Here is a 15,842-nt window from a genome sequence, read left to right as displayed (position 1 = left end):
CACCCGGACGGGACCGTATGGGCGCACAGTAGTGCGTCAGTTCGAATGCCGGACGGCGCCTCAGTCCGCCGAGAGCCGGAAGGCGATCCGCCCGAAGCCGACCTGGTCGCCCTCGCGGACCACGACGGTGCCCACCACGCGGCGGCCGTTGACGGTGGTGCCGTTGGTGGAGCCGAGGTCCCTGAGGACCCACATGTCGCCCTGGCGGCGGAGTTCGGCGTGCACGCGGGAGACGGTCTCGTGGTTCAGGCGCAGCCCGTTCGCGGGGTCGCGGCCGATGCGCAGGGGATGGCCGTTCGCCGGGTTCGGCAGCCGCAGCTTCGGCAGCCGCTCGGCCTGCCACGCCCGGCGCAGCCGTACGGTGAAGCCGGAGACGGCCTCGACGGTGCCGAGGACCGCGCGGGAGAGACGGTTCTCGCGGGGCAGGTCGGCGGTGAGGACGGCGAGTTCGTCGGCGCGGCGTGCGGCGAGCGCGAGTTCCATGCGGCGTACGAACGTGTCGTGCGACAGTCGGCCCATGGCGACGCCGTCTCGCAGCACCTGCAGCGCCTTGTCACGCTCCGCGTCGGACAGTCGCGCGGGGTGCATGGGGATCTCGAAAGACGACGTCACGCTGGCGATTGTCGGGCAGTGAACCCCTGCTGTCCAGAATCGAGTGGAACGGTTACCGCACGCGCATCGTTCCACGACACCTGCCGGTAAAGGGCGGATTCGAAAGCGGATTGATCGCTTTCGCGGCACGATGGACGGGCTACATCACGGTGAGCAGACGAAGGGGAACCGTCCGTGCAGTTCGAGGTGTGGGCACCGCAGGCAGACCGTGTGACGCTCCATTGCGACGACGCCACGCGCGCGTTGGAGCGCGATACCGGGCGCGCCGGCTGGTGGACGGGGGAGGCGCAGGCGCGGGACGGCTCGCGGTACGGGTTCGCGCTGGACGACGGTCCGGTGCTGCCGGACCCGCGTTCGCGCCGTCAGCCGGACGGTCCGGACGGCCTGAGCGCGGTCGTCGACCACGGGCGGTACGCGTGGCGTTCCGCGTGGGCGGGGCGCGAGTTGCCGGGCGCCGTGCTCTACGAGCTGCACGTGGGCACGTACACCCGCGAGGGCACCCTGGACGCGGCCGCCGGGCGTCTCGGGCACCTGGTGGAACTGGGCGTCACGCATGTGGAGTTGATGCCGCTGTGTCCGTTCCCGGGACGGCACGGCTGGGGGTACGAGGGGGTGTCGCCGTGGGCGGTGCACGAGCCGTACGGCGGCCCCGAGGCGCTGAAGCGGTTCGTGGACCGGGCGCACGAACTGGGCCTGGGTGTCGTGCTGGACGTCGTGCACAACCATTTGGGCCCGTCGGGCAACCATCTGCCGCGGTTCGGGCCGTACTTCACGGACACGCACCACACGCCGTGGGGCGCCGCCGTGAACCTGGACGCGCCGGGTTCGGACGAGGTGCGCGCGTACTTCGTGGGCAGCGCGCTGGCCTGGCTGCGGGACTACCGGATCGACGGGCTGCGCCTGGACGCGGTGCACGCGCTGCACGACACGCGCGCGTGCCACTTCCTGGAGGAGCTGTCGGCGGCCGTCGACGGCCTCGCCGGCGAGCTGGACCGCCCGCTGTTCCTGATCGCCGAGTCCGACCTGAACGACCCGCGGATCATCACCCCGCGCGCGGAGCACGGCCTCGGGCTGCAGGCGCAGTGGAACGACGACTTCCATCACGCCCTGCACAGCGCGCTGACCGGCGAGTCCCAGGGCTACTACGCCGACTTCGCGCGCGCTCCCCTCGCCGCGCTCGCCAAGACCCTCACCGGCGGCTACTTCCACGACGGCACGTACTCGAGCTTCCGGGGCCGCGGCCACGGCCGGCCGCTGGACCGGGCACAGGTGGCCGCGCACCGGCTGCTGGGTTACGGCCAGACCCACGACCAGGTCGGCAACCGCGCGCAGGGGGACCGTCTTTCGGCCCTGATCTCCCCCGGGCTGCTGGCCTGCGCGGCCACGCTCACACTGACCGCGCCGTTCACGCCGATGCTGTTCATGGGCGAGGAGTGGGCGGCGGGCACGCCCTGGCAGTTCTTCACCGACCACACGGACCCGGAGCTGGCGGACGCGGTACGGCGGGGCAGGCGGCGGGAGTTCGCGCAGCACGGCTGGGCCGAGGAGGACGTACCGGACCCGCAGGACCCGGCGACCCGGGAGCGGTCCTGCCTCGACTGGTCGGAGCCGGAACGCGAGCCCCACGCGCGCGTGCTGGTCTGGTACCGGCGGCTGATCGAGCTGCGCAGGGAGCAGCCGGACCTCACCGACCCCGACCTGGCCGACACGAAGGTGGCGTACGACGAGGAGGCCCGCTGGCTGGCGTTCCGGCGCGGGGACGTCCGGGTGGCGGTGAACCTCGGCAAGGAGCCGGCGGCGATTCCGCTGGGGACCGGACGGGTGCAGGTCCTGGCCGCCTGGGAGCCGGTGGCGGCACCGGGCCCGGACGGGCTGCTGCAGGTGCCCGGGGAGTCGTGCGTGGTGCTCTTGCAGCCCTAAGGCTCCGTCTCGTCGTCCTTGAACTCGGTCACCCGCTCCAGCAGGATCGGCTCCCAGGCGCGCCGCAGCTGGATCCGCAGCAGCGGCAGGGAGCCGGCGGCGCGGCCTTCGAGGTGGTCGGTGAGGCGGATGACGGTGTCGCAGCGGGCGAGCCACAGACCGCGCAGGCAGGGGCGTGCGCCGTAGCCGGCGAGGGTGGCGGCGCGGACGGCGGCCGGGGAACCGACGGCGACGGCGAGCCCGGCGATGTCCTCGGCGGGGTCACCGAAGGCGGCCTCGGTCCAGTCCAGGATGCCGCGGACCCGTCCGTCGGGGCTGACCACCACGTGTTCCCCGGTGAGGCCGTGGTGGGTGAGGACGGCGGTGCCGGCCTGTGCGGCGAGCTGGGCGGCGCCGGGCGGGGTGAGCTGGTGCATGCGGGCGGCGTCGAACTCGTCGGCGGCGGCGAGCCGTTCGGCCGCGTGCACGGCCATGCGGCGCAGCGCCTCCAGGGAGCGTGCGGCGGTGCGCGGCACGCCGAGTGCCTCCACCTGCCGCGCGGGCACCGCGCGCAGCCCGCTGAGCAGCCCGGCCAGGTCGGCCTCGCCGACGGCGGAGACGTCGTGCTCGTCGGCGGTGCCGCCGGGCAGTTTGGTGTCGAGGGTGTAGGCGAGGCCGGGTGCCCAGTCGCCGTGGGCGACGCTGGTCGGGACGGCGACGGGCACGTGCGGGCGGACCACGTCGCGCAGGCGCAGTTCGCGGCGGCGGCGGGCGGAGGCCTCCCGGTCGGGGGCGAGGCGCAGCACATGGCGGGTGCCGACCCACCAGGTGTGCTCGCGGCCCTCGGTGACGGGCCGGACTTCGGGTCCCTCGGTGCCGTTCGCGGTCTCCTTGCTCTCCTTGAGCAGGGAACGGACCAGTCTGCGGACGGTGTCCGCGGTGGGTGTCGGTGCCTGGGTCATGGGTCGCGCCGTAGCCGTTTCCGGGGTGTCGTCGAGGGTGTGTCTCCTGGGCCTCTCAGTCCACTATGACCATCTCACGGGTGGTGTTGTTGAGGCGGCGGCCGCCGTCCTCGGTCACCGTGACGATGTCCTCGATGCGTACTCCGAAGCGACCGGGGAGGTAGATGCCGGGCTCCACGGAGAAGCACATGCCGGGTACCAGGGGCTGTTCCTCGCCCTCGATCATGTACGGCGGCTCGTGCGTGGTGACGCCGATGCCGTGACCGGTGCGGTGGATGAAGTACTCGCCGTATCCGGCATCGGTGATCACCGCGCGGGCGGCGCGGTCGACCTCCTGGCAGGCGCCGCCCGGCCGTACGGCCCGGAAGCCGGCCTCCTGGGCGGCGCGCACGACGTCGTGGACCGTGCGTTCCTCCTCGGTCGGCTCGCCGACGTGGACGGTGCGGGTGGTGTCGGAGCCGTAGCCGTCCTTGAGGCCGCCGAAGTCGAGGACGACCATGTCGCCGTGCTGGATGACGCGGTCGCCGACCTCGTGGTGCGGGTTGGCGCCGTTGGGACCCGAGCCGACGATGGTGAAGTCGACCTGGGAGTGCCCGAAGCGGTGCAGCAGGTCGGCGAGGTCGTGGCCGACGTCGGACTCGCGGCGCCCGGCGAAGGGAACCTTCCGGATCTCCTCGAACGTTGCGTCCGCAGCCGCTCCCGCGGCTGCCAGGAGTTCCAGTTCGGCCGCGTCCTTGACCGCGCGCAGCATGGGCAGGGCGTCGGTCAGGGCGGCGTAGGAGGTGCCGGGCAGGGTGCGCTGGAGGCCCAGCAGGTGCATCGCCCAGGTGTTGTCGCTGATGCCGAAGCGGCCGCTGTGGCCGAGGAGGGCGGCGGTGACGGCGTAGGGATCCTTGCCGTCGGTCCAGTCGCGCAGGGTGAACACGGACGCGCCGGCCGCGTGCTCGGCGTCCGGGGCCTCCAGGGTGGGCACGACGAGCACGGGGTCGTGCCCCGGGGTGAGGACCAGCACGGTGAGCCGTTCGGTGACCGCGGTGGGCGTGTAGCCGGTGAGCCACACCATGTCCGGTCCCGGTGCCACGAGCAGTCCCGCCAGGCCGGCGTCGGCGGCGGCGTGCGCGGCGCGCTCCATACGGGCCCTGTAGTCGTCGGCGGTGAAGGGCGCGGGCGTGCTACCGGTCATCCGGGCCTCCGAACGCGGTCGTGGTGACGGGGCGAAGCGGTCTCGGGCAGCATCCTGCCCGGCCGGACAGGGCGGCGCGAGCCGATCGCGGAGTCCTGTGGTGGCGGTCCGCGGGGACGGTGCTCGGCATGGAGCCATCATGGCGCGTGGGGCGGGGTGCGACCAGCGGGTTTCCCGACGTGTCCAAGGACGCGGGACCGCACGTGGGCTGCCGTCAGGTCACCACGCCCGGCACGACGGTCAGCTGCTGGTAGCCCCCACCGGCGTGGCGCACGGTGAGGGTCACCTCCGTTCCGGCGCGCGTGCGGGCGACGGCCCGGACGAGGTCGGCGGCCGTGTCGACGCGGGCCCTGCCGAACTGCAGCAGGACGTCGCCGCGGACCAGGCCCGCCGTGTAGCCGGGGCCGGGCACATGAACGCCCACCACCAGGGCGCCGACCTTGTCGGCGTCGACGGCCTCCACGCCCAGGGTCGCGCCGGCCCCGGCCTCCGAGGGGCTCGGCGAAGGGGCCGGCCCGGCCGGGGAATGGTGCGGCGGGACCTGGCGTTGCAGCTCGGCCAGCCTGTTCATGCCGACGACCGTGGCGCCGACCGTGCCGATACCGACCCCGGAGAGCACCAGGACGGTGCCGGTGAACAGCCCGAGCAGCAGGGTCCTGAGCCGCCGGCCGCGACGGCGCGCGGCGTGCGGGCGCCGGTCGGGGCCGGTAACGACGCTTTCCCGCCGCTCCTGACCGGGCATCGGCTTGGGACGCAATACAGTCTGATCCATGGTTCACTCGCCTCCGGCTGGTGCTCTACCCGGGGCTCCCCTCCACGACGAGACACGAACGAGTGAGACTGGCCGAAGCGTGGCGGAGGGTAGTCATAGCCGTTGAGGCGATCCACCGAACCCCCGTTCAGTCACGGCTCACCAGCTCCCGGACCACCACCGCCGCCGCTCCCGTCGGCGCCCCGCCGTGCACGAGTTCGGTGCGGTGGACGACCCGCGGCGCGGTGAGCGGGACGGCGACGGTGCCCGGGATGCCCGTCGCCGTCGAGCGGGGCAGCAGAGTGAGGCCGTGGCCTGCGGCCGCGAGGGCGGTGAGGGTGCGCAGGTCGGTGCCCTCGTAGCGGAGGGCGGGCCGGAAGGCGCCGCCGCCGTTGGCAGCACGCAGGTGGGCGAGTGGGAGGGCCGCGTCCGGTGCGTCCAGCCAGCGGGCGTCGGCGAGGTCGCCGAGGCGCAGGCCGGTGCGGCCGGCGAGGGGGTGGCCGGTGGGCAGCAGGACACTGACGGGTTCCTCGGCGACGCCGTGTGTGGTCAGCGGTGCCACGTCGGGCAACCGCAGCGGATCGCTGGGGGCGGCGAGACCGTCGACCAGGCCGAGGTCGGCGGCGCCGGTGGCGACGACGGCCGGGATCTCGTCCCGGGTGAGGACGCGCACGGTCACGCCCGCGGCCGGGAGCGCGCCCAGGACGCCGGGACCGAGGGCGGTCGGTGTGGTGGCGAGGGTCAGGCCGTGCGCGGGCGCGGCGGCCATGCGGGCCACGTCGGCGCGGGCCGCGTCCAGGCGCAGCAGCAGCGGGCCCGCGTGCTCCAGGAGGAGTTCGCCCGCCGCGGTGGGTGCGACGGGCCGCCGGGTGAGCAGGGGCGCGCCGAGGTCCTGTTCGAGGGCGGCGATGTGCTGGGACACCGCGGACTGGGTGTAGCCCAGCTCACGCGCGGCCTCGGAGAAGGAGGCGAGGCGCGCCACGGTGACGTACGTGCGCAGCAGGTGCGGGTCCATGCGGAACAGGATCCCACTCCATCACCAGCGCTTATCGACCGTGCAGGAATCATCGTTGGACGTGAACCACGGGCGCCGCCCAGGATGAACGGCATGACGAACACCGCAGCTCACACCGCCACGCTCGCCCTCGTCGGGGACCGCTCCCCCAACGTCGTCTCGCACACCCGCGTCCCGCTCCTGCTGGACGCCCTCGCCGAACGCGACCGGCTGGTCCTGGACGCCTACTGGATCCCGTCCGAGGACGCGACGGCCGAGGGCGCGGTGCGGGGCTTCGACGCGGTGTGGGTGCTGCCGGGCAGCCCGTACCGCAGCGAGGCGGGCGTCCTCGCGGCCATCCGCACCGCGCGCGAGGAGGGCATCCCGTTCCTGGGCACGTGCGGCGGATTCCAGCACGCGCTGCTGGAGTTCGCCCGGAACGTGTGCGGACTCACCCGGGTCGCCCACGCCGAGAACGACCCCGGCGCCGAGGACCCGCTCATCGAGCCGCTGGCCTGCTCGCTGGTGGGCCACGAGGCCGTGGTGGCCATCGAGCCGGGCTCGCTGGCCGAGTCGGTGACCGGCTCGGCGCGCACGGTCGAGCGGTACTTCTGCGCGTACGGCCCCTCCCGCCACCTCGACACCCTCCGCGCCCACGGTCTGCGGTTCTCCGGGCACGACGAGGACGGCAACGTCCGGGTGGCCGAACTGCCGGGCCACCCCTTCTTCCTGGCCACCCTGTTCCAGCCGGAGCTGTCCGGCGACGGCTCGCGCCCGCACCCGGTGCTACGGGCGCTGGCACGGGCCGCGGTCGAGCACGCGGGCCGGGCGGAGCGCCTGCCCGCGTGACCTGACCGGGGTCAGCCGGTGTGACCCCCGCCGTGACCGCCGTCATGACCGCCGTGCGCCCCGTGGTCGAACTTCATGGCCTCGGCCGGCATGACGACGAAGGGCCGCATCATGCCCATGTCCTCGTGCTCCAGCAGGTGGCAGTGGTACATGAACCGGCCGTACGCCCCGTCGAACCGGCCCATGACGCGCAGGATCTGCCCGCCCGGGACGCGGAAGACGTCCTTGTGGCCCAGCTCGTTGGGCGCGAGCGGTATCCGCGTGCCCGCGTCGTACGCGATGGGGGTACGGGTGCCGCCCACCGCCGGGTCGAAGCCCGTGACGTCGTACGCGTCCCGGCCCAGCAGTTGGAAGTCGGCCAGGTGGATGTGCATCGGGTGGACGATCGGCGCGAGGTTGAGGAAGCTCCACTGCTCGTAGCCGCCCTCGGCGATGGTGAAGCCGAGACCGTCGTTGAACGTCCGTGCCGTGCGCCGGTACGTCTTCGTGGTGCCGTCCGCCCCCGTGAGCTGGATGACGCCTTCGGTGGGGAGCTGGAGGCCGCTCGGGTCCGCCACCTCGGTCATCTCCCAGATCTCCGGGTGGCCGCCGCCGCCCTTGGTGGCGGGCGGGGTGAGCACGATCAGGCGGTGGCCGTGCTCGATGTCGTGCGTGAGGCGGCGGAAGGAGCCGGAGAGCACCTCGGGCAGTTCGAAGGTGTCGCACGTCCCGGTCTCGCGGACGCGGAACTCCAGGACCGCCGGATAGCGCACGTCGCCCGCCGGGTCGGGCACGCCCGCGGGCTGGTTGCGGCCCTTGTTGACCAGCCGGAGTTTCCTGCCCTCCAGCCCCCGGAAGTCGACGAGCAGGTCGAACCGCTCGGCCGGGGCCGCGGTCAGCGTGGGCAGCGCCTCGTCGAAGTCGACCGGGACGGGCCGGGGCAGCAGCCCGCCGTCGCTGCCGATCTGGTGGACGACGCCGGGCACCGGGTCGTCGTCCTCGTCCACCAGGACGAGGTTGAAGATGCGCGCGTTGGACGCGTTGACCAGCCGGAAGCGGTACCAGGCGTCGTCGACGTCGGCGTACGGCCAGATGCGGCCGTTGACCGTGGTGTACGGGCCGCTGAACGCGATGGAGACCGGCTTGCCCGTCTCCGGGTTCTGCTGCTGGACGATCACCGTCTTGTGCAGCAGCCGGCCGTTGAGGCGGCCGTCCTCGTCCGTGTCGAGGTTACGGTCGGCGAGCAGCAGCGGTATCTCCCGCTCCCCGGAGGGGAGGTGGAGGGCGTCCTCCTCGTCGTCGCGGACGAGGTAGGTGCCGTACAGGCCCGTCATCACGTTCCAGCGCGTGATGTTCATCGCGTGGTCGTGGTACCACCACTGCACCGCCTGGTGGTCGTTCGGGTACTCGGACAGCTGGGCGTCGCCGTGTCCGACGGCGTTGTCGGCCCAGCCGTCGTTGCCGCCGCCGGTCTGGGCGCCGTGCAGATGGGTCACCGTCCAGGCGGGCAGGGCCGCGACGTCCTTGTTCGGTTCGACGCCCTCGCGACCGGGCTCGGTGGTGGCGGGCGGGCGCCCGTCGGTGCGCAGCGGCACCTCCACCGAAGTGACCGGGTACTCGCTCTCCTTCGGGATGCGGTTGGTCCAGGCGATGCGGATGCGCTGTCCGCGGCGCACCTCGATGGTCGGGCCGGGCACCTGGCCGTCGTACCCCCACATCAGGGTCGGCGGCAACTGCGGGTGCAGGCGGACCCAGGTGGGGCGCAGGGCGATCTCCGTCTCGTGCGTCACGTCGCCGGACGCGGACGCCGGGCGCAGGACGGGCGGGACCGGTAACCGGGCGACGTACGGTGTCAGTTCGCCCGGTGCCGGTGCCTGCTTCCCCGCCGTGTCCTTGGTGGTCCTCTCGATGATGTCGGTCAAGGTCGAACACCCCCCGTGTTCTGTTGTCTGTTCCCCTTGCCTCAGAAGACTCCCGACGCCCCGCCGGGGTTCCCTGAATATCCCGTTCCGTACGAGAAGATTCTGAAACATCCGGCGCGATGTCAGCCGATGGGCAGCGCGGGCCTCGGGTCCGGTACGAAGCCGTGGGTCCGGCGGGCGAGGTAGCCGGCCTTGTAGCGGTCGACCTCCCGGTGCCAGTGCAGGATGCCCGCCAGCCAGTTCTGCAGGTCGGCCACATAGTTGCCCATGGCCTCGCGTGCCTCCGCCGACAGACCGAAGTCGTCGTACAGAACGTGCAGTTCGTGGCTGATGATGTGCTCGAACTGCTGCATCCGCTGGGTCATCAGGTCGTGGACGATGCCGAGCGCGGCCGGGTAGTCGCAGCCGAAGAAGTTCTGCACGACGAGGATCGCGTTGTGCAGCTCGCCCTCGTACTCGATCTCCTTCTGGTACGAGAAGACGTCGTTCGTCAGGCATGCGTAGTCCACGGCCGCGTTCTCCAGCGCCTGGACGGGGCCGGTCCGGTAGATCTCCGGCGGGATCGCGGGTCCCTGGCCCATGCGGCACAGGCTGAGGGTGAGGTCGGAGCCGAAGGTGGCGCGCCGCATCTCCAGGTAGTCGACCGGGTCGGGGACACGGTTCTGAAGCTGGTTGGACAGCTCCCACACCCAGCTCTCGGTCATCTTGTCGACGGAGTCGCGCAAGCCGCGCCGCTGGTCGGGGGTCATGCCGGCGGTGGTGCGGGCCCACAGGTCGATCAGGCCGCGTTCCATGCCGTTGACCGGGACGACGGGTGTCTCCGTGCCGTCGACGGGCATGCAGGCCGACAGGCGGGCGGTGGTCAGCCGGGCGGCGGCCAGGTCGCGGCGGCCTCCGAAGACCAGCGGGTAGTAGTCGTCGCCGTAGGTGCCCCAGGCGAGCCAGTGGGCGCTGAGGTCGAGGGCCTCCGGTGTGGCGTCCGGGTCGAGTCCGGCCGAGCACAGCGGCAGGTCGTAGGCGGCGAGCTTGTCCTCGTCCCAGACGCCCTCCTCCAGCATGCCCATGCGGTGCATCCACGCGGTCAGGCGGGGGCGGCAGGCCGCCAGGTGCGGGCTCAGCTCCACCGCGTAGGGCATGTGGAAGTCGGGCAGTAGCGACGGGCCGACCTTCTGGAAGGGCACGTGCGCGTACGCGCGCAGGCGTTCCGCGGCGGCCGTGGCGAGCAGCGCGCCGATGTCGGCGGCGGACGTGCCGGGACCGGTCAGCTTCTGCCAGGGCGCGACGGTGGTGGCACCCTGGTTCATGTAGCGGCTGGAGCGCAGGTGCCACTCGTGGCCGCCGGACTGCCAGTCCTGAAGTCCCTTGGTGTAGGCGGCGACCGCGGCGACCTCGTCGGGCCTGAGCCCCTGCTCCAGGGCGACGGCGGGCACTTCGGTGAGTGCGGTGTGCTCGAACTGGTGCAGGCGCGAGGTGAGGATGTCGTTGACGGTCTCGGCGGCCTCCTGGGTGGTGCAGCCGAAGAAGGTCTCCAGCACGAGCACGCCGTTGCTGTTCTCGCCCTCGTCCTCGACCTCCCGCTGGTAGGAGAAGAGGTCGTTGCGCAGGTGGACCGCGTCGGAGAACGTCTCCATGAGCACCCTGAGCGGCCGGGTGCCGGCGACCGCGGCGGGCACCTCCGCGGTCGCGTACTCCACGAGCCCCGCCGACCACGGGGCGCCGCCCACCTTGCGGCGCATCTCGATGTACTCGACCGGGTTGGCGATCCGCCCCTCGTTGATGTTGGACAGCTCCCACATGGACTCGTTCAGCAGGTGCTCGGTGGCGAGCAAGAAGCGCCGGCGCCAGTCGACGGACATCGACGGCACCGTCCTCCTCCACAGGTCGGCGAGGCCCGCCTCGACCGGGTTCTCGGGCTCCGGCACGGCGGTGACCGGGTCCAGCGGCGTGAACAGGGGCAGGCGGTCCAGGTGGGCCTTTCCGGCGGCGCGGTCCTGGGTGCGCTTGTACATGTTGAGGAAGTGGTCGTCGAAGAAGAACACCCACACGTACCAGTCGGTGATCAGCGAGAGGGCCGGGCCGTCGCAGTCGGGGTGGGTGCAGGCGCACAGGAGCCCGTAGTCGTGCGCCTCCAGGTCGGCCTGCTCCCAGATCCCGGACCCCTCCAGCATGCCCATCTCGCGCGCCCACGCCGTCGAGTGGGCACGCGCCTCGTCGACATGCGGGTTGAGCCGTGCGGGATACGGCATGTAGAAGTGCGGGAGTTCGAACGGCTGCGTCATGGCCGGGCCCTACCCGGGGCCCGGAAGGGCCATCCGTGCCCCGGGCGATGATCACACCATCGCGTGAACCGCCGACGAAGCGGGCAACTTCCGTGGACTTCTGTGGCGTTGGCCTTGGCTCACGGCGAGTCCCGTCCGGTGCGCGGTACAACATCGGTTCGCCCGCCGCCATGCCCCGTCCGTGCCCTTGCCGAGCCCCCACGCGCGGGTCACGGTAGGCGCATGACCTCCTTCGTGCTGCCCCATGAGGTGCACGGCGACGGCGCCCACAAGGTGTTCGCCGTGCACGGCTGGTTCGCCGACCGCTCCGCCTACGCGGCCGTCCTGCCGGATCTCGACCGCACCGCCTTCACCTACGCGCTGGTCGATCTGCGCGGCTACGGAGCGGCCCGGGACGCCGTGGGCTCCTGTACGACGACCGAGGCGGCCGTTGACCTGGTGGAGCTGGCCGACCGGCTGGGCTGGGAGCGGTTCTCGGTGATCGGCCACTCCATGGGCGGCTCGGTGGCGCAGCGCCTGCTGTCGGTCGCCCCGCACCGGCTGCGCCGGATCGTCGGGGTCTCCCCCGTGCCCGCCTCGGGGGTGCCGCTGCCCGGCGAGCAGGGCGTGCTGTTCGCGGACGCGGCGTACAGGCCGGAGAACCGGCGCGCGATCATCGACTTCACCACCGGGAGCCGCCGCCCCGCCGCCTGGCTCGATCGGATGGTGGACCGCTCGCTGGAGCGCAGCGACGCGAAGGCGTTCCGGGCCTGGCTCGACTCCTGGGCGGGCGACGACTTCCGCGCGGACGTCGAGGGCTCGGAGGTGCCCGCCCTGGCGGTGGTCGGCGAACTCGACCCGGTGCTGTCGCCCGCGCTGATGCGGGAGACGTGGATGTCCTGGTATCCGCGCGCCGAACTCGTGGGGCTGCCCGGTGCCGGGCACTACGCCATGGACGAGACTCCGCTGGAGCTGATCCGCGCGGTGGAGGACTTTCTGCGGGCGGACGAGGGCGAGCCGGCGTGAGCGTACGGAAGGAGGCCCCGCCGGTGCCCGACGTCCCCGACGTCTTCGACCCGCGCCGGTACGCCGCCGGGGTGCCGTACACCGACTACCGCGTCCTGCGCGACCACCATCCGGTGGCCTGGCAGGCCGAGCCGGAGGTGCTGGGCTGGCCGGCCGGTCCCGGGTTCTGGGCGGTGACCCGGCACGCCGACGTGGTCCGCGTGCTCAAGGACTCGGCGACGTACTCCTCGTACATCGGCGCGACCCAGATCCGTGACCCCGACCCGGACGACCTGCCCTTCATCCGGCGCATGATGCTCAACCAGGATCCGCCACAGCACGGCCGGCTGCGCCGGCTGGTGAGCCGGGCGTTTACTCCGGGGCGCGTCGACCGGTTCACGGCGGTCGCGCGCGAGCGGGCCCGGACCCTGCTCGAGCGGGCGGTTGACGAAGCCCGTTCGGGCGACGGCAGGGTCGACCTGGTCAGCGCCGTCACCGACGAGTACGCCCTGCTCAACCTGGCGGATCTGCTGGGAGTTCCGGAGAGCGACCGGCGGCTGCTGCTGCACTGGACGCAGCGGGTCATCGGCTACCAGGATCCGGACGAGGCCGGCCCTCCGGTGCTGGACGAGGCGGGCAAGCCGGTCAACCCGCGTTCGCCGGCGATGCTGCGGGACATGTTCGCGTACGCCGGGCAGTTGGCCGCGTACAAACGGCGGTATCCCGCCGACGACATCATGACCACCCTCTCTCATGATGCCGAACTCGCCGACGCCGAACTGGAGATGTTCTTCTTCCTGCTCACCGTCGCGGGCAACGACACCGTGCGCAGCGCGGCACCCGGCGGGCTGCTGGCCCTGGCGCAGCATCCGGAGGCGTACGAGCTGCTGCGCGCCGGGAAGGCCGAAATGCAGTGCGCTGTCGACGAGTTGCTGCGCTGGCACCCGCCGGTCCTGACCTTCCGCCGGACCGCCGCGCAGGACACCGAGCTGGCCGGCCGCCGGATCCGGGCGGGCGACAAGGTCGTGGTGTTCCACGCCTCGGCCAACCGCGACGAGCGGGTCTTCACCGGGCCCGACCGGCTGGACCTCGCCCGCACACCCAACCCGCACGTGTCCTTCGGGGACGGCCCGCACGTGTGCCTGGGTGCCCACTTCGCCCGGCTGCAGCTGCGGCTGCTCTACGGGGAGGTGCTGCGGACACTGCCCGGCCTGCGCCCCGCGGGACCGGCCGGACGTCTGGTGTCCAACTTCATCAACGGCCTCAAGTCACTTCCCGTGCACGTCGCTTGAGACGTTCGAGGCGTTCACCTGGATGAGCGCGTGCGTGCCGCCGGTGCGCCAGCGCTGCCCCTCGGCCGCGACCAGCGCATCCTCGGTGGCTGCGGTCAGGCCGGTGATCACGTCGGACTTGAGGGTGCGCAGGGCGGCGACCGGACCGGGGAAGTAGGCGGTCACCTCCTGGAAGGGCACGGTGGGCGGCCACAGCCGGTCGCCCACCAGACGCCGGTAGTTGAGGTCGCCCTTGAGGATGGTCAGCGTGGCCGAGGCGAACTCGGCGCGCAGGTCGTCCGGCTGGTCGGCGTACGGCAGCGGGGCGCAGGAGAAGGGGTGGGCCCGTACCGTGAGGCGGCCGTCGGCCATGGCCGACCAGAGCGTGCGCCCGTAGCCGGCGGCCGCGCCCGGTGCCGCGGCGAGGCGCCGCAGGGCGTCGACCACGTCGGCGGTCGTGGCGTCGGAGACGTAGTAGGGGTACGGCTTGACGTGCAGGACCGCCCGGCCGATCCGGCCCTCGGCGAGGAGATGGGCGATCAGGAGCAGGTCGGGGACGAGTTCGCGGCCCGCGTTGTCCGCGACCAGCACGAGCGTGCCCGTGCCGGCGGGCGGCAGCAGCGACCACAGGGTCTCGCTGTCGTCGGCGACCAGAGCGGGCGCCGGTTCCGCGGCCTCGGCGCCCGCGGCGGACAGCCGGAAGCCTAGGTCGGCGCGGTTGCCCCACAGCGAGCCGTGCAGCAGGGCGCGGGCCCGCTCCGGCTCGGGACGGTCCTGGAGCGCGTCGAGTGCGGCTAGTTCCTCGTCGGTCTCCGGGGCGTCGAGTTCGGCACGTTTGAAGGGGCGGAAGGGGTCGATGCCCTGCCAGGCACCCGGGCCGAACCAGCCGACGGCGTCGAGCAGCCGACGGTAGAAGTGGCTCTCGGACCACAGCCACGGCACGTCGAACCAGGACCGGCCGACGCAGTCGTCCAGCCCCCAGGCCCGCCACCGCTCCCGGTCACCGGCGCCCACGGGCAGCGGTTCGATCACGCCTTCGGTGCAGCTCTTCAGCAGCTCGTCCAGAGCCCGGTGCTGCCCGGGGTCGTACGGGAACGCGTCCCGCACCTGCCGGATGATCGCGGGGTGCCGCTCGGCCAGCACGCTGTGCGGGAACGAGCCGGGTTCGTCGCCGAGGATGACGGGTGCCGTGGGGGTGTCGGGCATGGGCGTCACCGTATCGCGCGGGTCAGCCGGTTCTTGTCTCCCGTTCCAGCTGTGTGGCGAGGGTCAGATAGCGGGGACGGCGGTGCACCGGCACCAGCCCCCGGACCATCAGATGCCACATCTCGGCCACCCTGCGGGGCAGCCGTCCGACCGGTTCCAGGGAGCGGCCGGCGACCCGGGTGCCGACGAAGAAGCACACGAGGGAATGGGCGACGACACCGACATCGGTCTCGGCGTGCACATCCGCCTCCTTGACGGCGCCGCTGAACTTACGGGTGGCGAACTCCAGCCACTCCGTGAAGGGGTGCCTGAGCGGTGGCCGTACGCTGACGTCCGCGGTGGCGAGACGGAGTCCGGCGCGCGGCACCGGATCCTCCACCGCCAGCCGTGCGATGGCGAACGTGGCGCGCATCAGGGCCTCCAGCGAGGTGTAGCCCCGCCCCTCGACATCGGCCACCACCTGCTGCGCGGCCCTGGCCTGCAGCTCCAGGATGGCGTGGGCCAGATCCTCCTTCGCCGCGAAGTGGAAGTACAACGCCCCCTTGGTGACCTGCGCGTGGCCGACGATGTCGCTCAAACTGGTGGATTCGTAGCCCTGTCGGTCGAACAGATCGGCGGCGGCAGTGATGATCGTCGCCCGGGTCTGCTCAGCGCGTAATTGCCTCGCCATCGACTGACCCCTCCTTGCAGCTCTACCGAACGGGACACGCGGTTTGTTTTGACTCCACGCATACGATAACTCACCAAACGCCAAAGGGAGTCGGACGGTCGTACTTCCATGTGCCGCGGATGCCGTTCACCCGCACGACACCGGGCCAGGGCATGACACTCCGCAAACGGACGACCCCGGAACGCACTCCTCCCACCACTCCTGCGTGTTTCCGGAAGCCAAGGCACGGTGTTCACGGTGTCCTTGACCGCCACGGCGGGAGGCTCCCGGCCCGCGCTCCG

Annotated in this window: 13 protein-coding genes; 4 read left to right on the top strand and 9 right to left on the bottom strand. The window is 72.3% G+C overall.

Going from position 1 to position 15,842, the window contains the following annotated elements; all coding sequences use genetic code 11:
- Positions 1-60: 60 nt before the first annotated feature.
- Positions 61-612 (bottom strand): FHA domain-containing protein, encoded by a 552-nt coding sequence (locus ACWC5O_RS12620; protein ID WP_450586676.1) that lies wholly within the window; start codon positions 610-612, stop codon positions 61-63.
- Between the two features lie 174 nt (positions 613-786).
- On the opposite strand from ACWC5O_RS12620, the gene treZ reads away from it, so the two are divergent.
- On the top strand, positions 787-2,532 hold the full coding sequence (treZ, locus tag ACWC5O_RS12615) for a malto-oligosyltrehalose trehalohydrolase (RefSeq protein WP_450586674.1): 1,746 nt from the start codon (positions 787-789) through the stop codon (positions 2,530-2,532).
- On the opposite strand, the gene ACWC5O_RS12610 is transcribed toward treZ, so the two are convergent.
- The 4 genes from ACWC5O_RS12610 to ACWC5O_RS12595 all read right to left on the bottom strand — a co-directional run bounded on the left by ACWC5O_RS12610 (position 2,529) and on the right by ACWC5O_RS12595 (position 6,422).
- On the bottom strand, positions 2,529-3,473 hold the full coding sequence (locus ACWC5O_RS12610; protein ID WP_450586672.1) for an aminoglycoside phosphotransferase family protein: 945 nt from the start codon (positions 3,471-3,473) through the stop codon (positions 2,529-2,531). The genes treZ and ACWC5O_RS12610 overlap by 4 nt on opposite strands.
- Before the next feature lie 55 nt (positions 3,474-3,528).
- A complete protein-coding gene (locus ACWC5O_RS12605) occupies positions 3,529-4,656 on the bottom strand; it encodes a M24 family metallopeptidase (protein WP_450586671.1) in 1,128 nt (375 codons plus the stop codon).
- A 214-nt stretch (positions 4,657-4,870) separates the two neighbouring features.
- Entirely contained in the window at positions 4,871-5,428 is a 558-nt protein-coding gene (locus ACWC5O_RS12600; protein ID WP_450586669.1) for a PDZ domain-containing protein, read from the bottom strand.
- A gap of 127 nt (positions 5,429-5,555) precedes the next feature.
- A complete protein-coding gene (locus ACWC5O_RS12595) occupies positions 5,556-6,422 on the bottom strand; it encodes a LysR family transcriptional regulator (protein WP_450586667.1) in 867 nt (288 codons plus the stop codon).
- A 93-nt stretch (positions 6,423-6,515) separates the two neighbouring features.
- On the opposite strand from ACWC5O_RS12595, the gene ACWC5O_RS12590 reads away from it, so the two are divergent.
- Positions 6,516-7,250, top strand: coding sequence for a CTP synthase C-terminal region-related (seleno)protein (locus ACWC5O_RS12590; RefSeq protein ID WP_450586666.1), 735 nt, complete (start codon positions 6,516-6,518; stop codon positions 7,248-7,250).
- 11 nt (positions 7,251-7,261) lie between these two features.
- Here the strand turns inward: ACWC5O_RS12590 and phsA are convergent, their stop codons facing one another.
- Positions 7,262-9,151: an O-aminophenol oxidase PhsA gene (gene phsA, locus ACWC5O_RS12585; protein ID WP_450586664.1), complete on the bottom strand. Its 1,890-nt coding sequence runs from the start codon at positions 9,149-9,151 to the stop codon at positions 7,262-7,264.
- Between the two features lie 122 nt (positions 9,152-9,273).
- Positions 9,274-11,430, bottom strand: a complete 2,157-nt coding sequence (gene cyc2 / locus ACWC5O_RS12580; RefSeq protein ID WP_450586663.1) for a germacradienol/geosmin synthase Cyc2 — start codon at positions 11,428-11,430, stop codon at positions 9,274-9,276.
- A gap of 222 nt (positions 11,431-11,652) precedes the next feature.
- Here cyc2 and ACWC5O_RS12575 point away from each other — a divergent pair, with 222 nt between their 5' ends.
- Together ACWC5O_RS12575 and ACWC5O_RS12570 are read left to right on the top strand one after the other, a co-directional pair.
- Positions 11,653-12,435 (top strand): alpha/beta fold hydrolase, encoded by a 783-nt coding sequence (locus ACWC5O_RS12575; RefSeq protein ID WP_450586662.1) that lies wholly within the window; start codon positions 11,653-11,655, stop codon positions 12,433-12,435.
- Positions 12,432-13,706 (top strand): cytochrome P450, encoded by a 1,275-nt coding sequence (locus tag ACWC5O_RS12570; protein ID WP_450586660.1) that lies wholly within the window; start codon positions 12,432-12,434, stop codon positions 13,704-13,706. The genes ACWC5O_RS12575 and ACWC5O_RS12570 overlap by 4 nt, the downstream gene beginning before the upstream one ends.
- Here ACWC5O_RS12570 and ACWC5O_RS12565 read toward each other — a convergent pair.
- On the bottom strand, positions 13,683-14,891 hold the full coding sequence (locus tag ACWC5O_RS12565) for a damage-control phosphatase ARMT1 family protein (RefSeq protein WP_450586658.1): 1,209 nt from the start codon (positions 14,889-14,891) through the stop codon (positions 13,683-13,685). The genes ACWC5O_RS12570 and ACWC5O_RS12565 overlap by 24 nt on opposite strands.
- Positions 14,892-14,913: 22 nt before the next feature.
- Complete coding sequence (locus ACWC5O_RS12560) at positions 14,914-15,561, bottom strand: ScbR family autoregulator-binding transcription factor (RefSeq protein ID WP_450586657.1); 648 nt, start codon at positions 15,559-15,561, stop codon at positions 14,914-14,916.
- Positions 15,562-15,842 lie beyond the last annotated feature (281 nt).

The sequence above is a fragment of the Streptomyces sp. NPDC001450 genome, from assembly GCF_053597295.1.
Note: the sequence above shows the minus strand (reverse complement) of the source record. Positions and strands in the feature narration are given on the sequence as shown.